Annotated in this window: 17 protein-coding genes; 12 read left to right on the top strand and 5 right to left on the bottom strand. The window is 63.8% G+C overall.

Going from position 1 to position 20,775, the window contains the following annotated elements:
* The first annotated feature begins 4 nt into the window (after window positions 1–4).
* From NKI58_RS17890 to NKI58_RS17880, 3 genes are all read left to right on the top strand, one after another.
* Window positions 5–2,263 (top strand): DUF5682 family protein, encoded by a 2,259-nt coding sequence (locus NKI58_RS17890; protein WP_352853573.1) that lies wholly within the window; start codon window positions 5–7, stop codon window positions 2,261–2,263.
* Window positions 2,256–3,512 carry a VWA domain-containing protein gene (locus NKI58_RS17885; RefSeq protein WP_352786811.1) on the top strand — a complete coding sequence of 419 codons (1,257 nt, stop codon included), beginning with the start codon at window positions 2,256–2,258 and terminating at the stop codon, window positions 3,510–3,512. Before NKI58_RS17890 ends, NKI58_RS17885 begins: the two co-directional genes overlap by 8 nt.
* Before the next feature lie 185 nt (window positions 3,513–3,697).
* The gene (locus NKI58_RS17880; protein ID WP_352786810.1) at window positions 3,698–5,098 is read left to right on the top strand and encodes an FAD-binding oxidoreductase; all 1,401 of its coding nucleotides are present in this window, start codon (window positions 3,698–3,700) and stop codon (window positions 5,096–5,098) included.
* Between the two features lie 35 nt (window positions 5,099–5,133).
* On the opposite strand, the gene NKI58_RS17875 is transcribed toward NKI58_RS17880, so the two are convergent.
* The 3 genes from NKI58_RS17875 to NKI58_RS17865 all read right to left on the bottom strand — a co-directional run bounded on the left by NKI58_RS17875 (window position 5,134) and on the right by NKI58_RS17865 (window position 8,272).
* Window positions 5,134–6,063, bottom strand: coding sequence for a pseudouridine-5'-phosphate glycosidase (locus tag NKI58_RS17875; RefSeq protein WP_023676041.1), 930 nt, complete (start codon window positions 6,061–6,063; stop codon window positions 5,134–5,136).
* 12 nt (window positions 6,064–6,075) lie between these two features.
* Entirely contained in the window at window positions 6,076–7,185 is a 1,110-nt protein-coding gene (locus NKI58_RS17870) for a carbohydrate kinase (RefSeq protein WP_352853572.1), read from the bottom strand.
* Window positions 7,186–7,423: 238 nt separating this feature from the next.
* Complete coding sequence (locus NKI58_RS17865) at window positions 7,424–8,272, bottom strand: MurR/RpiR family transcriptional regulator (RefSeq protein WP_352575542.1); 849 nt, start codon at window positions 8,270–8,272, stop codon at window positions 7,424–7,426.
* Window positions 8,273–8,458: 186 nt separating this feature from the next.
* Here NKI58_RS17865 and murA point away from each other — a divergent pair, with 186 nt between their 5' ends.
* The 9 genes from murA to NKI58_RS17820 all read left to right on the top strand — a co-directional run bounded on the left by murA (window position 8,459) and on the right by NKI58_RS17820 (window position 19,115).
* On the top strand, window positions 8,459–9,715 hold the full coding sequence (murA, locus tag NKI58_RS17860; protein WP_352786809.1) for a UDP-N-acetylglucosamine 1-carboxyvinyltransferase: 1,257 nt from the start codon (window positions 8,459–8,461) through the stop codon (window positions 9,713–9,715).
* On the top strand, window positions 9,712–10,602 hold the full coding sequence (locus tag NKI58_RS17855; RefSeq protein WP_352786808.1) for a glucosamine kinase nucleotide-binding domain-containing protein: 891 nt from the start codon (window positions 9,712–9,714) through the stop codon (window positions 10,600–10,602). The genes murA and NKI58_RS17855 overlap by 4 nt, the downstream gene beginning before the upstream one ends.
* A 185-nt stretch (window positions 10,603–10,787) precedes the next feature.
* Window positions 10,788–11,711, top strand: a complete 924-nt coding sequence (gene murQ / locus NKI58_RS17850; protein WP_352786828.1) for an N-acetylmuramic acid 6-phosphate etherase — start codon at window positions 10,788–10,790, stop codon at window positions 11,709–11,711.
* Window positions 11,712–11,810: 99 nt separating this feature from the next.
* The gene (locus NKI58_RS17845) at window positions 11,811–13,331 is read left to right on the top strand and encodes an ABC transporter substrate-binding protein (protein ID WP_352786807.1); all 1,521 of its coding nucleotides are present in this window, start codon (window positions 11,811–11,813) and stop codon (window positions 13,329–13,331) included.
* A gap of 33 nt (window positions 13,332–13,364) precedes the next feature.
* On the top strand, window positions 13,365–14,324 hold the full coding sequence (locus tag NKI58_RS17840; RefSeq protein ID WP_352786806.1) for an ABC transporter permease: 960 nt from the start codon (window positions 13,365–13,367) through the stop codon (window positions 14,322–14,324).
* Window positions 14,324–15,163, top strand: coding sequence for an ABC transporter permease (locus tag NKI58_RS17835; protein ID WP_352452396.1), 840 nt, complete (start codon window positions 14,324–14,326; stop codon window positions 15,161–15,163). The genes NKI58_RS17840 and NKI58_RS17835 overlap by 1 nt, the downstream gene beginning before the upstream one ends.
* Window positions 15,160–16,908: an ABC transporter ATP-binding protein gene (locus tag NKI58_RS17830; protein WP_352786805.1), complete on the top strand. Its 1,749-nt coding sequence runs from the start codon at window positions 15,160–15,162 to the stop codon at window positions 16,906–16,908. The genes NKI58_RS17835 and NKI58_RS17830 overlap by 4 nt, the downstream gene beginning before the upstream one ends.
* Window positions 16,909–16,977: 69 nt before the next feature.
* Entirely contained in the window at window positions 16,978–17,979 is a 1,002-nt protein-coding gene (locus NKI58_RS17825; RefSeq protein ID WP_352786804.1) for a serine hydrolase domain-containing protein, read from the top strand.
* Between the two features lie 5 nt (window positions 17,980–17,984).
* A complete protein-coding gene (locus NKI58_RS17820; RefSeq protein WP_352786803.1) occupies window positions 17,985–19,115 on the top strand; it encodes an anhydro-N-acetylmuramic acid kinase in 1,131 nt (376 codons plus the stop codon).
* Here the strand turns inward: NKI58_RS17820 and NKI58_RS17815 are convergent, their stop codons facing one another.
* Together NKI58_RS17815 and NKI58_RS17810 are read right to left on the bottom strand one after the other, a co-directional pair.
* The gene (locus tag NKI58_RS17815; protein ID WP_352786802.1) at window positions 19,116–19,544 is read right to left on the bottom strand and encodes a GNAT family N-acetyltransferase; all 429 of its coding nucleotides are present in this window, start codon (window positions 19,542–19,544) and stop codon (window positions 19,116–19,118) included.
* Window positions 19,545–19,593: 49 nt separating this feature from the next.
* On the bottom strand, window positions 19,594–20,769 hold the full coding sequence (locus NKI58_RS17810) for an MFS transporter (protein WP_352826826.1): 1,176 nt from the start codon (window positions 20,767–20,769) through the stop codon (window positions 19,594–19,596).
* Between the last annotated feature and the right edge of the window lie 6 nt (window positions 20,770–20,775).

The raw sequence follows: 20,775 nt of genomic DNA, 5'->3' as shown, positions 1-20,775 counted from the left end.
CGCCATGGGCCACGGCGACATTGCCTATTTCGGGATAGGCCATCACGGGCCGGGTTCCGCCGACAGCCTGGTGCAGGCACTGAAGGATTTGAACCCGGTCGCCGTGCTGATCGAGGGGCCGATCGACGCCTCTGAGCTTCTGCCCATGCTGGCCCGCCCCGAAATGCAGCCGCCTGTGGCGCTCCTTTGCTATCCGGAGGACGATCCGGCTTCGACAAGCTTCTGGCCTTTTGCCGAGTTCTCGCCCGAATACCAGGCGGCGCTTTGGGCTGTGGGCAATAAGGCGACGTTGCAGTTTATCGACCTGCCGTCATCGGCACGGTTCACCACTGCTGCGATCGGTGGCGCGGAGGACACCGATGCGACCGAAGCTACCCAAGCCCCCGAGGATGGTGACGCGGCTCCGCTTCCGCGTGATCCGATAGCCATGCTGGCACACGCCGCCGGTTATGAGGACGGCGAAAGCTGGTGGTCGGACATCATTGAACAGAACCCGGAACCCGGCCCCATATTTGCGGCCATCGCCGATGCGATGACGACACTGCGGAATGGTGAGGGTCCGATCGCGCAGTTCGAAGCCAAGCGCGAGGCGCATATGCGGCTCGAAATCGCCAAGGCGCGTAAGCAGTTCGACGGGCCGATCGCCGCCGTCTGCGGGGCATGGCATGTGCCGGCGCTGCAGGCCACCCACACTCAGAAAAACGATCAGGTCCTGATCAAGGGAATTGCCCGGCGCAAGAGCACAATGACATGGGCACCGTGGACGGGACCGCGCCTGGCGCTGGGATACGGCTATGGCGCGGGCGTCGTCGCACCGGGCTGGTGCAAGCATCTTTGGCGCACGCGCGGCCGGCGCGATGCGGCGACCCTGTGGCTTGCGACGATCGCCGCCGTGCTGCGGGCGAAGGGTCACCTGATCTCGACCGCTTCGTTGATCGAAGCGGAGCGGCTCGCCCGGACGCTTGCCGCGATTCGCGAACGACCGAAACCCGGATTTGAGGAATTGCGCGACGCCGCGATCGCCGCCCTCTTCAACGGCGAAGCGTTGCTGTGGGGGCTGGTCGAGGCCGAGCTGCTTCTGGGTTCGGACGTCGGCGAAATTCCGCCCGACACACCGCTGGCGCCGCTGATCGAGGATCTGCAGCGTAGCCAAAAGGCGGCGCGCCTAAAACCCGAGGCGCTGGAGCGGGAACTGTCGGTCGACCTGCGAAGCGAGAGCGGGCTGTTTCGCTCGACATTGCTGCATCGGCTGCACGTGCTTGGTGTGCATTGGGGCAGACTGACCGATGCCGGTCGCAGCCGTGGCACCTTCCGCGAGCGGTGGACCCTAGCGTGGGAACCGGAATATGCCGTTCGTCTGGTCGAGAACCTGATCTACGGGCCGACCATCGAAAAGGCTGCCAATGGCCGCCTGATCCAGATGATCGAAACGGCGGCGACGCTCGATACGCTTGCGGCACTGGTCCAGAGCGCCATCACTGCAGGCCTGTCGGAAGCATCGACTGCCGGCCTCACGGCGTTGGAGGCACGCGCGGCGCGCAGCAGTGAATGCCTGGAGATCCTGGCGTCGGTGCCGCCGCTCGCCGACATTGTCCGCTACGGCGAGGCCCGCAAAACGCAAACGGACCGGCTGTCCGGCCTCATGGAGTGGCTGATCGTCGAAGGTGCGATCGCGCTTCCCTACGCTGCGCGCGATCTGGATGAGCAGGCCGCCGCGACACTGGTTGGTGCGATGCGCAAGGCCGATGAGGCGATCAGGCTGGTCGAACCCGGCCAAGACGTGCTGGACGGATGGCGCAACGGGCTGGCGGCCGTGCTGGAGGCGTCACGGTCGACGGCGCTGCTGGCCGGGTGCGCCGCACACCTGCTGTATGAAGCTGGTCGCCTGTCCGCCGAAGCCGCTGCCGGGCTGCTCGGGCGACGCCTGTCACCGGGGACGCCTGTCACTGACGCGGCCGGGTTCTTCGAAGGCTTCTTCAGCACAGCCGGTCAACGGCTGATTTATGACGAGGGTCTGCGCGGTGCGGTCGATGGGTGGCTCAGATCCCTGGACGAAGATGCTTTCATTGCGCATCTACCGCTGCTGCGCCGTGTCTTTTCCAATCTGGACAGCATGGAACGCCGCCGGCTGATCGAAGCGGTCCTCGGCCGCGCGGCGCGCTTGCCGGCTGGCGTGACGCCGACGCCGGATGGCGGCGAGGCATGGCGCCGGCACCTGGGGCTGCTTGGACCGTTGCTCAACGGAGAAACCGGCAATGGATGACGAGGCCGAAATGAACGAACCCGGCCCGCTCACTTCCGATGGCGGAAGGGAGCGCCGCTGGCGACTGGCGATCGGCGCCGATGACGAAACGTCTGGGGCACTTTCCAGCGACGATAAACGGCTTTCGGCGGCACTCGACGCTCTCTACGGCGACGGCGTTAGCGCCGCTTCTGCCGACCCGCGCAAGCGGCGTGGCGGCCTTGGCCGGTCGGCGCCGCGCGTCGCGCAATGGATGAGCGACATTCGCTCCTTCTTTCCGGCGCAGGTCGTCCAGATCGTCCAGAAGGACGCGTTCGAACGGCTGGACCTGAAGCAGATGCTGATGGAACCGGAATTCCTCAAAGCGATCGAGGCTGACGTCAATCTCGTCGCCGACCTGATTTCGCTGCGCTCGGTCATGCCGGCCAAGACCAAGGACATTGCCCGGACGATCATTGCCGATATCGTCGGCAAGCTGATGCAGAAGCTGGAGCAGAAGACCGCGGAGGCGATACGCGGCGCTCTCGATCGATCGAGACGCACCAACCGCCCGCGTGCACGCGATATCGACTGGCAGCGCACTATTTCGGCGAACCTTCGCCACTATCAACCCGAGCATAGGACCATCGTGCCGGAGAAACTGGTCGGCTTCATGCGCAAGCAGCGCCGGCTTGTCGATCTGGATGAGGTCGTTCTCTGCGTCGACCAGTCCGGCTCGATGGCAAGCTCGGTGGTCTACGCCTCGATCTTCGCGGCGGTGATGGCCTCGCTGCCGGTTGTGCGCACGAAGCTTGTCTGCTTCGATACGGCGATCGTCGACCTGACCGAAGAGCTCAGCGATCCCGTCGAGGTGCTGTTCGGCGTGCAGCTTGGCGGCGGCACCGACATCAATCAGGCGGTCGCCTATTGCGCCGACCGTATCGAACGGCCCACCAAGTCGCATCTGGTGCTGATCACCGATCTCTATGAAGGCGGTAATGGCCAGGATCTGCTGCGGCGACTGGCAGCGCTGGTTCGATCCGGCGTAAATGTCGTCGTGCTTCTGGCGCTGACCGATCAAGGCCGGCCCGGCTACGATCCCACAATGGCAGGCTCGGTAGCAGCCCTTGGTATTCCCGTCTTTGCCTGCACGCCGGATCTGTTTCCGGACATGATGGCTGCGGCCTTACGCCGCGACGATATCGGAGCATGGGCGGCAGGCGCCGACATCAAGGTGGTCCGCGCCGAAACGCAGGCGTCGAGCTACCCATCACCAACTGCCACAGTTTGACAAAACGCGGTCCGCGCCTATGGTCGACCTGTTACACAGGAGCGGTGCATGGCGACAGCAACCGACTGCATTTTTGGCGGGTTTTCCGCATGTTTTCTTTCCAGCGAAATTCGCGTCAAGCCGCTCCTGCAATCCTCGCCGGTCTTCGCGTGCGTTGCATCGATATCTGCGCGCCAATAGCATCCGTGAGCGCCCTCTCCTCGCGAACCGCCGAGCTTCTGTCGCGACTTGAGGGTCGGCTCGATCGGTCGGCGATCGTCTCGGCAGATGAGGCCGGGCCGCGTTACAGGGAAGACCCCGACGGCAAGACCGGTGCGCGGCCGGAGGTCGTGCTGCGACCGCGCACTGCCGGCGAGGTGTCGGACATACTGCGCCTGTGCAATGAGGCGGGGCAGAGGCTTGTGGTCCAGGGGGGCCGGACCGGGCTTGCCGGCGGCGCTCGCATCCAACCCGGCGAAGCTGTGCTGTCGCTGGAGCGCATGACTTCCGTTGAAGCTCTCGACCGCGAGGCGGCGACCATCATCGCCGAGGCCGGCGCGCCGCTGCAAGCGGTGCAGGAAGCCGCCGATGCGGCCGGCTTGCTGTTCGGCGTCGACATCGGAGCGCGCGGCACGGCCACCGTCGGTGGCAATGTCGCCACCAATGCCGGCGGCATCCGTGTGCTGCGCTACGGCATGTACCGGGCGCAGGTGCTTGGGCTGGAAGCGGTGCTTGCCGACGGCAGTATTCTGACCTCGCTCAAGGGTTTGGCGAAGGACAACTCCGGCTACGACCTCAGCCAATTGTTCATCGGCAGCGAAGGCACGCTCGGCGTGGTCACACGCGCATGCCTGCGGCTGCATCCGAAGCCGGCCACCGAGATCAACGCCTTCTGCGCGCTTGCTTCGCTCGACGCGGCGATCACGTTGCTTGCGCTGCTCAGGCGCAAGCTCGGGCCCTTGCTGTCGGCCTATGAGGTGAATTTCGCACCGCTTTACGGCGCCATGATCGCCGGCATGGAGGCGCCGGCGCCGCTACCCGCCGGCTCGCCCGTCTATGTGCTTGCCGAGATACAGGGCAGCGAGCCCGACCGCGACGGCGAACGTTTTGCCGCGGTGCTGATGCAGGCGGTTGAGGATGGCGTGATCGAGGATGTGGTCGTCTCGCAATCGCCGCGCGAATTCCGGGCGCTCTGGGCGGTGCGAGAAGAGGCCAACCGTTTCCTGTTTTCGATGGCAGGCCTGATCGGCGTCGATATCAGCATCCCACTGGCGAGAATGGCGACTTTCCTGGGCGAAACAGAAGCCGCCATCAGGGCCGTCGACCCTGGCGCCGACATCTACGTCTTCGGCCATCTCGGCGATGGCAATCTGCATTATCAGGTCCGCACCGCGGATCCGGCGGCCGCATACGGCATCGTGTACCGCGGTGTTGCCACCGCCGGCGGTGGCGTTTCGGCCGAACATGGCATCGGCCTCGACAAGAAGGAATGGCTGCACCTTGTGCGCAGCGACGCCGAGATCGCGGCCATGCGCCGCCTGAAAGCAGCCTTCGACCCGAACAACATCCTCAATGCCGGGCGCATCTTCGACCTGGCGCCGGGCTGAAATCGAAGGCCGGTAGCGCTGGCCGGATGCTGTCTCTATCTGGTCGCGCTCTTCAATTCCGCATGCGCCACCGCAATGCGGGCAGCAAGCGCGGCGTTGTTGCGGACCAGCGCGATGTTGGCCTTCAGGCTGCGGCCTTGCGAAAGCTCATTGATGCGTGCGAGCAGAAACGGCGTTAGTTCCTTGCGCCCGATGCCGCGCTTCTCGGCCTCAGCCACGGCCGCTGCGATCGTGCCGTCGATGAACGCCGGATCGAGCGCGTCCGCTTCGGGGATAGGGTTGGCGACGAGAATGCCGGTGCCGGATTCCATCTCGTCATGCAGCAGCATGGCTCGCGCGATCTCGTCGGGCGTGTCGAGGCGATGATCGGCCTTGAGCCCGCTGGAGCGGGTGTAGAAAGCCGGAAAATCATCGCTCCCATAGGCGATCACCGGCACGCGCTGAGTTTCCAGATATTCCAGCGTCTTCGCAATATCGAGGATCGACTTAACTCCGGCGCAGACGACGGTCGTGCCGGTTTGGCCGAGTTCGGTCAGGTCGGCGGAGATATCGAAAGTGGCTTCGGCGCCGCGATGCACGCCGCCGACGCCGCCGGTCGCAAAAATGCCGATCCCGGCTAAAGCGGCGATCCGCATCGTCGCCGAGACGGTGGTTCCGGCCGAGCCGCCGCGCACCATGATGGCGGCGAGATCGCGCCCGGAAGCCTTGACCACGCCCTTTGCCGCTGCCAGCTCTTCCAGTTCACGGTCGTCGAGGCCAACCTTGATCTTGCCGGCGACCACTGCGATCGTGGCGGGCACGGCGCCGTTTTCACGCACTACGGTCTCGACACCACGGGCAGTTTCCAGATTGGCCGGATATGGCATGCCGTGGGTGATAATCGTCGATTCCAATGCCACCACCGCGCGGCCTTCATCAAGCGCAGCAGCGACTTCATCGTTCAGGTGGACAAGGAAAGGTTTCATATCATCTCGCTTTCAGGCAGGAATGCGGTACATGCCGGCGGCAAGGAAGCGCGGCGACAGATCGGGATGGACGCTGGATTCGCTCTCGGTGGTCAGTGTGGCAAGCAGCGCGCCGGTGCGCACGGCATGAGCGACCGGCTCACCCGAAAGCACCTTGTACAGTGTGCCGGCGATCATCGCGTCACCGGCGCCGGTGATATCGACGGGCTGGGCCGGGACGGAGTGCATGGTCGTCACACCGCTCTCGGTCGCAACGGCAAATCCATGCGCGCCCACGGTCACGATCACCTCGCCGGCGCCGGCCGCGCGCAGCGCTGCCGCTGCTTCCTCCGGCGTCAGCCGCCTGTCGGCATCCGTCATGCCGAGCATCGTATTGGCCTCGTCATGATTGGTGAACAGAAGATCGATGCCGGTCAGGTCCTTCGGCAGGCGCGCTGATTTCGGCGCCGATACCGTGTCGACTGCGAGCTTGAAGCGCGCACCCTGCTTGCGCGACATCAGTGCTGCGAGGGTCGCGGCCGGCAGATTGCAGTCGATGAACACCCATGTCGCCGCAGCCAGATGCGGCCAGAAGCGGTCAAGATAGGACGACGAAAACAGATCGAAGATCTCCATGTCGGCAATGCCGAGCACGAGGTCGTTGTTGCGGTCGAGGATGGCCGCGTATTCCGCCGTCGGCCGTTCCGTGGTGGTGATGACCTGGCTGACATCGGCGCCGAGGTCGCGCAGATGCCGCACCAGTGAGCGGCCGGTTTCATCGTCGCCGACGATCGAGACGAAGCTTATGTCGACGCCGAGGCGGGCAAGGTTTTCGGCGACGTTGCGGGCAACCCCGCCGAAGCTGCGATAGCCGTCGACCGGGTTCGACGTCTCGAAAATCAGATCCTTCTTGGCGTGGTATTTGCGGTCGAGCACCGCGCCGCCGACGCAGACCATGCGCTTGGACGTCGGCAAGACGTAACCACGGCCGAGAATGTATCCCTTGTTGACGAGTTGCACGATGTGGGCCGCGACCGTCGAGCGGGCGATGCCGAGTACCGTTGCTATGTCCTGCTGGCCGGCGAATGGGTTCGCCTCAATGAGGTCGAGAACCGCTTGTTCCTGTGCTCCAAGGTCGTCCATTGTCTCGGCCGTCAAATTCGAGGCTGAACGCTTTCGCAACAACAGATGGCATTGTCAACATTTGTTTCGACCGGCGGCATTTGACCAATCGGCGCTCCCGCGACTCTCTGCCAGCCGGACGAAGAAAGCGGGTGAGCACATTGAAGAAAGCTATTTCACCAAGGAGGCCGAAAGTTGCTCTTGTCGGCGTGCAGCGCCAGGGAGGAACTGAGGCCTTAACGCGAGACGGCGAAGAGCGCTAAGCCTTCAGCACTGAGACGGCCAATTCGCTGTTGTGGACGTATTCGTTGGCGTCAGGCTGCTTCTGCACGAGCAGGATGAACAGCAGGTCGGTCAGCGTCAGTTGTGCATCACGCGCAGTTATCGATGACGAGCGCGCGCGCTCTTCATCGGCGATCGTGTGGAGGCGAATGTCGGCAACCCGGTTCAGCGGATTGTCGCGAAGTCCGGTGACGGCGATAACGGTGGTGCCACGTTTGCGGGCAAGTTCAGCTATCCGCAGGGTTTCGATGCTCGCCCCGGAATAGGAGAGCGCGAACAGCACGTCACCTCGTCCAAGCGTCGAGACATTGGCCATTTGCACATGGCTGTCGCTGTCGTGCAGCACGTTGCGGCCGAGCTTCATCAGCTTGTAGGAAAAATCGCGCGCCACCAGCGAGGATGCGCCGACGCCGGCCAAATGAATGCGGCGCGCACCGTTCAACGCTTCGAGGGCCTTGCCGATTTCCTGCTCGGTGTTGGCCGCGACGGTCTGTTGCATCGACAAGAGCTTGCTGCCGATCAGCTTGCGCAAGATGACCAGATAGCTGTCGTCGACCTCGATCGAACCGTGGATCATGCCGGCCGGCACGTGCCATTCCTGCGACTTTGCCTCACTGACGGCGAGCTTAAGCTCCTGATAGCTGGAATAGCCGAGCTTCTGGCTGAACTTGACGACGCTCGACTGGCTGCGGCCGATCTCGGCGGCAAGCGCCGCCGTCGACAGGCGGAGCATCTGGTCGGGATTATCGACGATATACCGACCGATCTCGCGGTCGCCGGGCGCCATGACTTCGAGCTTGGCCTCGATCTTCTTCAGGACGGACATGCGTTCCTCCATTGCCTGTCATCGACAATGCCAAGCCAAGGAATAAATTATTCCGTCTCTGATTGACAGCCAAGAATGAACCATCAAATCTCGACTGGTGCGGTTGCGGCCCAGCCTTCGGGCATGTCGACGATTCGGACATGAAAGATCGTAGACTCGCCGACAGCTCGGGATTAGGTCAGAGCCATGGACAAATTGCGGATCGTCGGCGGGCACAGGCTTGAGGGCGCGGTGACGATCTCCGGCGCCAAGAACGCGGCCTTGCCGCAAATAGCGGCGGCGTTGCTCAGCCCCTATCCGCTGCAGCTGACCAACCTGCCTGAGGTGACGGATGTCGACAACATGCTTGGCGTCGTCGGCCTTCATGGGGCCGAAGTCACCAGATCGGCGCATGCCGCCACAATCGATACCAGTGCTGCCGCTTCCAGGGAGACAAGCTACGATACAGTCAGGCGCATGCGCGCGACGGTGCTGGTTCTCGGCCCACTGCTTGCCCGCTTCGGCCATGCCCGGGTCTCGCTGCCTGGCGGCTGTGCGATCGGCACACGGCCGGTCGACATGCATGTCGCCGCACTTGCCGCACTTGGCGCCGATATCGCGATCGAAAACGGACTGATCGTCGCGTCTGCGCCGGGCGGACTGAAAGGCGCGCGCATCGTTTTGAGCTCGCCGTCGGTCGGCGCGACCGAAACGGCGATGATGGCGGCGACGACGGCAAACGGCGAGACCGAGATCCTCAACGCGGCCCGCGAGCCGGAGGTGGCCGATCTTGCCGCCTGCCTGAACGACATGGGCGCGCGGATCGAGGGCGCCGGCACGCACCGCATCCTGATCGGGGGCAGCACAGACTGGCGCGCCGCTACGCACGACATCATCCCGGACCGGATAGAGGCCGGCACCTATGCCGTCGCAGCGGCCATCACCGGCGGTCAGATCGAGCTGACCCACGCGCGGCTCGAGCACATGGCATCCATCGTCCAGCTGCTCGAAGCAGCCGGTGTGAAAATATGGCCGGGCGACCGCGGGCTGATCGTATCGGGAGACGGGCCGCTCAAGGCGGTCGACGTGACGACGGAGCCCTATCCGGGCTTTCCGACCGATCTCCAGGCGCAGTTCATGGCGTTGATGTGCTGTGCCGAGGGCGCTTCGCTGTTGCGCGAGACGATCTTCGAGAACCGCTTCATGCATGTGCCTGAACTGATGCGGCTCGGCGCCAATATCAAGCTGCAAGGCACCATGGCGCTGGTGCGCGGAGGCGAGAAGCTGAAGGGCGCGCAAGTGATGGCGACCGACCTGCGCGCCTCCGTCTCGCTGGTGCTGGCAGCGCTGGTGTCGGAGGGCGAGACGACGATCAATCGCGTCTATCATCTCGACCGCGGGTACGAGCAGTTGGACCGCAAGCTCCGGCTGTGCGGCGCCCAGATCGAACGAATAAGGCAATGAGTGCCGGTCGGGCGTCTCCGCATTATTTCCTGGGCGTCGATGGCGGCGGAACCGGCTGCCGGGCGCGTATCGAAGACGAGGCAGGAACCGTGCTCGGGCAAGGCCTGTCGGGCCCGGCGACAACGCGACTCGGTATAGAGGTGGCCTGGGCCTCGATTGCCAAAGCCTTTGGCGCGGCGATCGAAGAGGCAGGGTTCGCGGCGGCGGAAATCGCCAGGATCCGCGCGGGTATCGGTGTTGCCGGCATCGGCCGTAAGGGTGCGCTCGAGGCGTTTCATGGCATCGAACAACCCTTTGCGAGCATCGACTTCGTCAGCGACGGCGTCGCGGCTTGCCTTGGCGCGCATTCGGGTCAAGACGGCGCCATCGTCATAGCCGGGACCGGTTCGATCGGGCTCGGCTTTGTCGAAGGGCGCGACCTGCGCGTCGGCGGCTACGGTTTTCCGATTTCCGACGAGGGCAGCGGCGCCGATCTCGGACTGAAGGCAGTGCAGCTTGCCTTGCGAGCCCATGACGGCCGGCATGAGCGGACGGCGCTGCTGGCCGAGGTGATGCAGCGCTTCAAGGACGATCCGTTCGAGGCGGTGGCCTGGATGGACCGCGCCAGCGCGACGGACTATGCCGCCATGGCGCCGATGGTGATCCGCCATGCCGAACAGGGCGATCCGGCCGGTCGGCGGATCGTGCAAGGCGCTGCCGAGCAGATCGACACCTTCGTGCGGGTGCTGTTTGAAAAAGGCGCGCCGCGGGTTACGTTGCTCGGAGGGTTGTCCAGCCCGCTTGAGCCATGGCTCGCTCCCGACGTCCGCCGACGGCTGAAGCCGGCCGACGGCGATGCGGTTTCGGGAGCCATAATCCTGGCCAGAAAATCCCTCTGCCGCCAGTGATGCCTTGCTCGGCAAGGAATATAATATTCCTACTTTCTGTTGACAGAGGGAATATCGAATTCTAAAAAGTTAACGAAACAGAACCGGCGCAGCCGGTACGGAGCCGACGGCCAGGTGCAGGCACTGGACGCCGCTTGCCGCGGGCATCACAGTCCTGCTCGCAGTCGCACTTGAAAGTAAGCGAAGTGGTCGAACAAGGGTTGATGTCGGAGCTGGAGCGGCTGGTTTCCGAGGACCGGAACCCGAAAACCATGGACATCGATCTGTTGCCGACCCTCGAGGTGCTGCGCAAGATCAATGACGAGGACAAAGGCGTTGCGGCGGCCGTCGAGAAGGTCATCCCCGATATTGCTGCGGCCGTGGACCGGATCGTGAGCGCGTTCCAGAACGGTGCACGCCTTGTCTATATGGGGGCTGGCACCAGCGGCCGGCTCGGCGTCCTCGACGCCTCGGAATGTCCGCCGACCTTCGGCGTACCCGAGGACATGGTGGTGGGCCTGATCGCCGGCGGCGTCGACGCGCTGGTGCACTCTGCGGAAGGCGCTGAGGACGATCCGAAACAGGGAATAAAGGCGCTGCAGGACATCAAGCTGACCGCTGGCGACGTGGTGGTCGGCATCGCTGTCAGCGGACGCACACCTTATGTGATCGGTGGCCTGACCTATGCCAAGGAAGTGGGAGCTACCACCGTGGCGTTGTCCTGCAATCCTCGATCGACCATTGCCGGCATTGCCGATATTGGCATCTCTCCGGTAGTTGGCCCGGAGGTCCTCACCGGCTCGACCCGGCTGAAATCGGGAACCGCGCAAAAGCTGGTGCTCAATATGCTGTCCACCGCCAGCATGATCCGCATCGGCAAGAGCTATCAGAACCTGATGGTTGACCTCAATCCAAGCAACAAGAAGCTTGTCGCAAGGGCGGTCAGGATCGTGATGCAGACGACCGGCTGCGCGGCACAGCAGGCACGACAGGCACTCGACCAGACCGGCAATGATGCAAAACTGGCAATCCTGGTGACGATCACCGGCATGGGTGTCGAAGAAGCACGTAAGGCGCTTGCCAACGCGGGAGGTTTCCTGCGCAAGGCGATAGGCGAAAAGACGGGGTAAGACCGCATGGATACTGGGCCGATGTTCCGGGGCGTGTGTCCCTTTGAAGCGGTCCGGGGAACTGCAAGGCATCTGGTTTAACAATAATGGGAGACGACAATGGTACGGCACATTGGCAAGAAACTGCTTTCCGGCATGACGCTCGCGGCAATGGTTGCCATCGCCGCGCTACCGGTGCAGGCGAGTGCGGCGACGCTGCATATGGCGTGGTCGCAGGACGCCACCGGTCTTGATCCGCACAAGCAGACGGCATTCTCCTCACTGCGGCTGCTGGAGCTGATCTACGAACCGCTGGTGCGGCTCGACGCAAACCTGCAAATCACGCCCGCGATTGCCGACTCATGGCAGTTCTCGCCGGACGGCAAGGAACTGAGCTTCAAGCTCAATCCGAAAGCAAAATTCCAGAACGGCGCCGCCGTGACCTCGGCCGACGTCAAGGCATCGTTCGAGCGCATACTTGACGAGAAGACGGGTGCTGCGGCGCGCGCCAACTTTCTCTCGATCGCCAGCATCGACACGCCCGATCCCGCCACCGTCGTGTTCCACCTCTCGCAGCCGGACGTGCCGATCCTGACGGCGATGAGCGACGTCAATGCGGCGATCGTCCCGGCAAGCGAAATTGCGGCCGGCTCGATCGGCACGACAACGATCGGCTCGGGTCCGTTCAAGCTCGAAAAATGGGATCCGAATTCCAAGGAAGTGCTTGTCGCCAACAAGGACTGGGCAGGCGGCGCGACCGGCGTCGACGGCATCGAAATCAGCGTGCTGCCGGACGAGACGGCGATCCTGGCGGCGATGCGCACCAAGCAGATCGATTTTGCCCTGCTCAACGATCCGCTTGTCGCCACGCTGGTGCCCAAGGAAGCCAGCCTGCAGTTGAATCGTGTGCCGGTGCTTGCCTATCACGTGCTGCAGCTCAATCCCTCCCGCAAGCCGATGACCGAACTCAAGGTGCGTCAGGCGATTTCCTGCGCCATCGACCGGCAGGAAGTGCTGGACACCGCCTCGCTCGGCGAAGGCAAGGTCACCGGCCCGCTGACCATCCCGGCACTGGCGACCGATCCGAAGCAGTTGTTCTGCTATAAGCGCGACACTGAGAAGGCCAAGCAGTTGATGGCCGAAGCCGGCTATGCCGACGGCTTTTCGGCGACCGTGATCGGCGCCACCGGCGAGCCGCCGACGGCAGCGGCGGAAGCCCAGGTCATCCAGTCGCAACTCGCAGAAATCGGCGTCAAGCTCGACATCAAGATGATGGAGCTCAACGTCTATGTCGACGCCTGGCTGAAGGGCGATTTCGACATGGCCGTCGCGCTGAACGGCGGCAGGGCCGATCCCTACACTATGTACAACCGCTACTGGACCAAGACGGGCAATCTGCAGAAGGTGGCGAACTATATCGACGACACGCTGGACAGCCTTATGCAGAAGGGCCGCACCGAGACCGACCCGGCAGCGCGCAAAGCGATCTTCGCCGACTTCGAGAAGCACATCACTGAGATGTCGCCCTGGATCTGGCTCTACACGTCCTACAGCTACACGGCACAGCAGAAGAATATCGCAGGATTCGAACCGGTGCCGACAGGTTCGCTGTTCAGCCTCGCCAAGGTGACGATCCAGTAGCTGCTTTGATGCCGGACGAGAGGAATTCTTCGCGTGAACTATCTGATGCGGCGACTGGCGACCTTCCCTCTCGTCCTGCTTGGCGTGTCCATCGTGGTGTTCCTGGCGATCCGGATGGTTCCGGGCGATTCGATCACGGCAATGCTGGGGACCGAAGCCGGCCTGCTGACGCCGCAGCAGCGCGATGCGCTTGCAGCTTATTTCGGCATCGACCAGCCTTGGTTCATCCAGTACTGGCGCTGGCTGCTTGGTCTTTTTCAAGGTAATCTCGGCATTTCGTCCACCTATGGCAGGCCGGTGCTCGACGTCATCCTCGAGCGTTTCCCGCTAACGTTGGAACTCGCCCTGCTGTCGATGGTCATCGCCCTGCTTGTCGGCATGCCGGCGGGGATCTTTGCCGCCACCCGTAACGAAAGGCTGTCCGACCTCGGCGTGCGCGTTGTCGCAATGATCGGGCAGTCGACGCCGAACTTCGTCCTTGCCCTGCTGATCATCTACACGCTGTCGGCGGGGTTTGGCGTTTTGCCGGCGATGGGCGAGTATTCGCCGCTGTGGCAGGATCCGCTGCGCAATCTCGGCCAGCTGTTGCTGCCTGCGGTCACGCTTGGATTTGCCTTCGCGGCTTCGGTGACCCGCATATCGCGTTCGGCGATGCTCGACGTGCTCAGCGACGACTATGTCAGGACGGCGCGCAGCAAGGGCGTTTCGGCGCGCGGCGTCATCTGGCGGCATGCTTTGCCCAACGCGCTCATCCCAGTCGTGACGCTGAGCGGCATAGAGTTCGGCTACCTCCTGGGCGGAGCTGTCATCGTCGAGCAGATCTATGCGCTGCCCGGTCTCGGCCGCATGGTGCTGGATGCCATCCTGCAGCGCGACTACGCGCTGGTGCAGGGAAGCGTGCTGTTCATCGCCTTCAACTTCATGATCGTCAATCTCCTCGTCGACCTCGCCTATGTCGCGCTCGACCCACGTATCCGGCTAAGCGAGCACTGATGGCGACATTGCGGGCTATATTTGCGCATCCCAGCGGCCGCATCGGCGGTGCCATCGTTGCGCTTTATCTGCTGCTTGCCGTGCTTGGCATGCTGGGGCTGACGCCGCACAATCCGCTGACGCAGCACCGGGTCGAGCGACTGCATGCGCCTGACGGCACCTACTGGATGGGCACGGACCTGTTCGGCCGCGATGTCGCAAGTCGGCTGATGACCGGGATCGGCCAGTCCTTCATCGTGGCCTTCTTTTCGGTCGCCGTCGCGACACTGGCCGGCACCGTGCTCGGGCTGGCGGCAGCCTGGTTCGGGCGCCGCTGGGACGGCCTAGTGATGCGCATCATGGACGTTGTGCTGGCGTTCCCGGCGATCCTGCTGGCGCTGCTGATCGTCGCGGTTGCGGGACCGGGAACCTCGACCAGCGTCATTGCCATCGCCATCGTCTACACACCGATCTTCACGCGCGTCGTGCGAGGTCCGGCTCTGTCGCTGAAGGCGCGCGAGTTCGTCGACGCGGCCCGCACGTTCGGCAGCAGTGCGGGCTATATCGTAACACGGCATCTGCTGCTCAATTTGGTGGCGCCACTGACGGTTCAGGTGACGCTGGCGCTAGCCTGGGCACTGCTGACCGAAGCCGGCTTAAGCTTCCTCGGGCTCGGCACGCAGCCGCCCGCCGCGTCGCTCGGCCTGATGCTGAGCGACAGCCGCAATCTGATGGAGACAGCTCCCTGGCTGATGATCTTCCCGGGCGTGGCGATCATGATCGGCATCCTCGGTTTCAACCTGCTCGGCGATGCGTTGCGCGATGTCCTCGACCCGAAGATGCGGAGATCGATCGCATGATCCCGCTGCTGTCCGTCAGCGGATTGCGCGTCGGCTTCGGTCGCAGCCCGCAAGCCAATGAGGTCGTGCGCGGCGTCAGCTTCGATCTCGCCGACGGCGAAACGCTGGCCATCGTCGGCGAAAGCGGCTCGGGCAAATCGGTTACGGCGCTGTCGATCAATCGCCTTGTCGATTACGGCGGCGGCCGCATCACCGGCGGGTCGATCAAGCTGAGGCGGGCCGACGGCAGCACCTTCGACCTGACAGCCGCAGCCGAGCCGCAATTGACGAAGATCCGCGGCGGCGAAATCGGCATGATCTTCCAGGAGCCGATGACCTCGCTCAATCCGGTGCTGACCATTGGCTGGCAGATCGAGGAATCATTTCGCCTGCATCGCGGCCTGACCGGACGACAAGCAACGGCGGCGGCCAAGGACGCGCTCGACCGCGTCCGTATTCCGGACGCAGCGAGGCGGTTGGAATACACGCCCAACCAGCTGTCGGGCGGCATGCTGCAGCGGGTGATGATCGCCATGGCGATTGCGTGCAACCCGCGCCTGCTCATTGCCGACGAGCCAACGACGGCGCTGGATGTTACGGTGCAGGCGCAGATCATGGCGCTGCTCGCCGAGTTGAAGCAGGAAACCGGGATGTCGATGATCTTCATCACCCACGACATCGGTCTGGTTGCAGGCATCGCCGACAAGGTGATGGTGATGCAAGGCGGAGAAGCTGTCGAGCAGGGCGCATTGAACCAGATATTGGACGATCCGCAGCATCCCTATACGCGGCATCTGCTGCATGCGGTGCCGCATTTCGCCGGCGGCGGTGCGACACGCAGGGACGCGCAACGCGAAAAGCAAAAAGCTGCCGAGCCGGTGCTGAAGGTCGATGGCCTCGTGGTGCGATTTCCGGTCAAGGGTGGTTTTCTCAGCCGTACCAGCGGTGCCGTCCATGCCGTGGACGGTGTGGATTTCGAGCTAATGCCGGGCGAGACATTGGCGGTTGTCGGCGAGAGCGGTTCCGGAAAGTCCACCACCGCCCGCGCGATTCTGGGGCTGGTGCGCTCGACGCGCGGCACAATCTCGGCCAGCGCGCGCAAGGCCGCCGCCGGGCAGAGCGCCCTTCCCGTGCAGATGGTGTTCCAGAATCCCTATGGCTCGCTCAATCCCAGACTCACCGTCGAAAACCTCCTCGCAGAGCCGGTGATCGCTACCGGCGGACGGATAACTGCTGAAACGCGGGCGAAAATGGCCGCGCTGCTGAAACGCGTCGGCCTTCCGGAAAACAGCCTGCAGCGCTATCCGCACGAATTCTCCGGCGGCCAGCGGCAACGCCTGTGCATCGCTCGCGCGCTGATGCTCAATCCTTCGGTTATCGTCCTCGACGAAGCGGTTTCGGCGCTCGATGTGTCGGTGCAGGCCAGGGTGTTGAAGCTTTTGATCGAGCTGCAGCGTGAATTCGGGCTGGCCTATCTGTTCATCTCGCATGACATGGCTGTCGTCGAGCGGATCGCCCATCGCATCGCGGTCATCTATGCCGGCCAGATTGTCGAGATCGGCGATGCCAGATCGGTGCTCTCGGAGCCGAAGCACTCCTATACCAAACAGCTTATCGCGGCCGTTCCTACTATAGACCGGCGGCATGAACGTTTCGAGCTGGACACGCGCCAGGTCCCCTCGCTCGTGCGTCCGCTGGGGTTTGAGCCGAGCCCGGCCAATTGGCAGCAATTCGGGCCGGATCATAGAGCACGGGTGGAAGTGTGATGATTGTCGCCCAAGGATACGAAAGGCCGGAGGGACAGCCCCATCGCTGCCTTCCAAACGGAGGCGTAGTTGATCGACCATGATCTCTTCTCCCGCGCATTCGCCCCGCTCGAAGCGGCCGTGGCCGCATCGCGCATTCCGGGCGGCGTGCTCAGCATAGTTGACGGGGACGGCGAACGCATCGTCCGGGCAATCGGCTCAGCCCAAGTCGTGCCCAAGATACGGCCGATGCATGTCGGGACATGGTTCGACCTGGCATCCCTGACCAAAGTCATCTTCACCACGTCGCGTATCCTGGCACTGGCGGAAGAAGGCGTCATCGACCTCGACGCGCCGCTGATTTCCGTCCTGCCCGACCTTCGCCAATATGACGAAAAAGCCTGGGAACGGAACGTAACGTTTCGCCAGTGTCTCGGCCATCAGACACCATTTCCCGCCGTCGCGCCAATCTACACCTATGGGCGTGACCCCGAGCTGCTGCGCGCCTTCATCCTGCAGCGCGAATGGCAGGCTGGCGAGCCGGTCTATTCCGATATCAACTTCATCCTGCTCGGCTTCGTCCTGGAGCGCCTGTCTGGCAAGACCATTCGCGACATAGATCCCCGTTCGGGCTTCGCGTGCTCCGCCGAACCGGATCAAGCGGCGGCGACCGAAGACTGCACATGGCGCCATCGCGTGCTCTGCGGCGAAGTCCACGACGACAATTGCTCGGCCTTGCAAGGTGCCGGTCACGCCGGCCTGTTCGGAACGGCGGCTTCGGTCCTCGACTTTGCGCAAGGGCTGCTGGACGGGACCGGCGCGTCGCAGCGTTCGATCGCGCTAATGCGCACGCCCTTGTCGGCAACCCGCACCCATGGCTGGGAGCGACCCTACGAAGGCTGGTCCGGCGGCCGGTTATGCAGCCCCGAAACCATCGGGCATACCGGCTTTACCGGTGTCGGGCTGTGGGTCGACTTCGACAAAGGCAGAGCCTGGACCTTGCTCACCAACCGGATCCATCCGACACGTCATTTCAACAGCGGGATCGCAGCGCTTCGCCAAGCGGTCGGCGATCTCGTCAACGGAGCCTGACAACCATGAATCCGAAAAATGGCGAACCGATGTGGGCCGTCGGCCTGATGACCGGCACCGTGCTGGACGGCAATATCGACGTCGCGCTGATCAAGACCGACGGCGAACGGATCGTGGATTTCGGTACCTACACGCTGGCGCCTTACCCCAGGTCGATCCGCAGTCTGTTGGAGAAGACGTTGCGCCAGGCCAGGATCTGGAATTTCACCGGACCGGAACCGGCGATTTTTCGTGAGGCAGAGGAAGCGCTGACGCGCGCCCAATCCGCGGCGGTCAAGGATCTTGTCGAAAGTCACGGTCTGACCATGGCCGATATCGGCGTCGTCGGCTTCCATGGCCAGACCGTGCTGCACCGTGCCCCGCAAGTGGGCCGACTGGGCCAGACCCGCCAACTCGGCGACGGCGAGCTGATGCATGCCATCCTTGGCACCAAAGTCGCCTATGACTTCCGCTCGGCCGACATGCGCGCCGGCGGCCAGGGTGCGCCGCTGTCGGCCGCCTATCACGCCGCGCTGCTGCGCGAAGCCGACGCCAGCGGCGACACGGCGGTGCTTAATCTCGGCGGCGTCGCCAACATCACCTGGTGGGACGGCACGGACAATGTTGTTGCCTTCGACACCGGGCCTGCCAACGCACCGCTGAACGACTTCATCAAATCGAAGGGTCTTGGCGAAATGGACCGCGACGGCGCGCTGGCCCGCGCCGGGACGGTCGACGAGGCACGGCTGGCCAAGCTCCTGCAGCACCCGTATTTGACCAAACCCTACCCGAAATCGCTGGACCGTTTCGATTTCGGCGCCTCGATGGCGGACGGGATGAATGCCGAGGATGGTGCAGCCCTGCTGACGGCCTTCACCGCGGCCGCGGTCGGCAAAGCGCTCGATCTTCTGCCGCGCCGGCCGAAGCGGCTGGTGGTCAGCGGCGGCGGGCGCCACAATCCAACGATCATGGCCATGCTTGCCAGCCGCGCCGGTGTCGAGGCCGTGCCGGCCGAGGTGATGGGCTGGAAGGGTGATGCGGTGGAGGCGGAGTGCTTTGCGTTCCTGGCAGTGCGCGTGCTCAGAGGCTTGCCGATCAGCTTCCCCAGTACGACCGGCGTGCCCCAGCCGATGCGCGGCGGACGCCTTGCCGGCTAACTAAGCCAACAATTTCTTCTGCAGGAAGATGCGGCTGCGGCCAATGGGGAAATCGGCAAGCACGCCGAAGGGCTGATAGCCCTGGCGCTCATAGGCCTTGGCGGCCTTGGGATTGAACGTGTCGATCCAGGCGCCGTGACAGTCGCGCGCGATCGCCTCCCTCTCGGCCGCCTCGAGCATCCTGCCGGCCATGCGGTGACCGCGCAGTTTTTCATCGACCCAGAGCCATTGCACATAGAGCCAGCCCCAGGCTGTATATCCCGAGATGCCGGCGACAATAGCGCCGTGCTCATCGCGCACGAACACGGCCAATGCCTTCCTGCAGGAGGCGCCGACATCACCGTCGTTGAACGCCGCAAGCCGCTCTCCGAGAAAAGCCAGCTCGTGCGGCAAGGGATCGGCGGTTGTCTCAAGCGTTGTATTGTCCATCCACCAAGCATCTATCGAAGGACGGGGCCGAGACGCAAGCCTTGCTGCGCTATAGCTTCGGCGAACGCCACGCCGCTGCAACAGCAGCGATCAGCATGAGCAAGGCTGCAACCACCGCCGACGCCGCAAAACCGAATGTGGAATAAAGCGGTCCGAACGCCGTGGTGCCGACGAACACCGCGAGATAGGTCACCGCGCTGTTCAAGCCCATGATCGTGCCGCGCCGCGCAGGATCGAGCGCCGACAGGCGCATCACCAGGACGTTCAGCCCGAAATGATTGGCAAGGCCCCAGACGGCTATCATAGCTATGGTCAGGCCGAAGCTGCCACTTGCCGCAGCAATCGCGACATAGACGACCGCGACGAGCAGGTAGGCAAATGGCATGACACGCCGCGCGCCTAAGCGATCGATAACGCCGTCAAGAAGCGCCGCCGCACCAAAGCCGACACCATAAGCGAGCGCGGCAAGCCCATTGGCACTGACCGGCCGTCCCAAGCCGTTGTGAAGGTGATCGCCAAGATAGCCGTAGATGCCGTAGAACGCGGTCATGAAGGCGGCGCAGGCAACCAGAAGCGGCACGATGCCCGGAACGCTCAAGGCGCCCAGTGGCGTCGGCGCCGGACCGCTCTTCCTGACATCGCTGAGCGACGTCAGCGACAGGCTGGCCAATGCGAGTGCTGCGAGCACCGCGACCGCCGCGAAAACGGCGCGCCAATGCACCAGGTCGGCAACTACGGCCGACAGCGAAACCCCGGCGACCATGCTCAGCGTCCAGCCGGTCAGAACGACGCCTATGGTGCCGCTTTCGCGGCCGGGCGGCGCAATCGCGGCGGAGCTGGCATAGATTGCCGGCATGGCGACACCGGCGGCGATGCCGGCGAGAAGCTGGGCCGCGACCAGCGCCGTCACCGTCGGCGCGGCGGCGCTGGCGACAAGCGCAATCGCCAGCAGCAGCAACGCTCCTTGCAGCATGCGGCGGGCACCAAGCCGGTCGATATAGCGCGCCAGGAACAAGGCGCTCGCCGACGTACCGAGCCCGAACGCGGCGGACGCGATCATAACCGCCGGCACGCTTGTGCCGAAGGACTCGGCCAGCGCCGGTGCGATCGGACCGAGCACCAGCGAGTTCGAGCCGATCACGGCAATGCATCCGGTGAGGAGGTAAGCGAGCGCCGGGATAGGCGGCCTTGCCGTAAATGTGGCAACTTGATCAGTGTTCGACATACGGCG

It is taken from the genome of Mesorhizobium sp. M0522 (assembly GCF_040321085.1).
Classification (GTDB): domain Bacteria; phylum Pseudomonadota; class Alphaproteobacteria; order Rhizobiales; family Rhizobiaceae; genus Mesorhizobium.
This window is presented reverse-complemented; position numbering and strand designations above follow the sequence as displayed.

Coding starts and splice junctions, on each gene's coding strand:
- NKI58_RS17890 (WP_352853573.1), top strand. CDS start 5: ATGGGCCACGGCGACATTGCCTATTTCGGGATAGGCCATCACGGGCCG.
- NKI58_RS17885 (WP_352786811.1), top strand. CDS start 2,256: ATGGATGACGAGGCCGAAATGAACGAACCCGGCCCGCTCACTTCCGAT.
- NKI58_RS17875 (WP_023676041.1), bottom strand. CDS start 6,063: ATGAAACCTTTCCTTGTCCACCTGAACGATGAAGTCGCTGCTGCGCTT.
- NKI58_RS17870 (WP_352853572.1), bottom strand. CDS start 7,185: ATGGACGACCTTGGAGCACAGGAACAAGCGGTTCTCGACCTCATTGAG.
- NKI58_RS17865 (WP_352575542.1), bottom strand. CDS start 8,272: ATGTCCGTCCTGAAGAAGATCGAGGCCAAGCTCGAAGTCATGGCGCCC.
- murA (WP_352786809.1), top strand. CDS start 8,459: ATGGACAAATTGCGGATCGTCGGCGGGCACAGGCTTGAGGGCGCGGTG.
- NKI58_RS17855 (WP_352786808.1), top strand. CDS start 9,712: ATGAGTGCCGGTCGGGCGTCTCCGCATTATTTCCTGGGCGTCGATGGC.
- NKI58_RS17845 (WP_352786807.1), top strand. CDS start 11,811: ATGGTACGGCACATTGGCAAGAAACTGCTTTCCGGCATGACGCTCGCG.
- NKI58_RS17835 (WP_352452396.1), top strand. CDS start 14,324: ATGGCGACATTGCGGGCTATATTTGCGCATCCCAGCGGCCGCATCGGC.
- NKI58_RS17830 (WP_352786805.1), top strand. CDS start 15,160: ATGATCCCGCTGCTGTCCGTCAGCGGATTGCGCGTCGGCTTCGGTCGC.
- NKI58_RS17820 (WP_352786803.1), top strand. CDS start 17,985: ATGAATCCGAAAAATGGCGAACCGATGTGGGCCGTCGGCCTGATGACC.
- NKI58_RS17815 (WP_352786802.1), bottom strand. CDS start 19,544: ATGGACAATACAACGCTTGAGACAACCGCCGATCCCTTGCCGCACGAG.
- NKI58_RS17810 (WP_352826826.1), bottom strand. CDS start 20,769: ATGTCGAACACTGATCAAGTTGCCACATTTACGGCAAGGCCGCCTATC.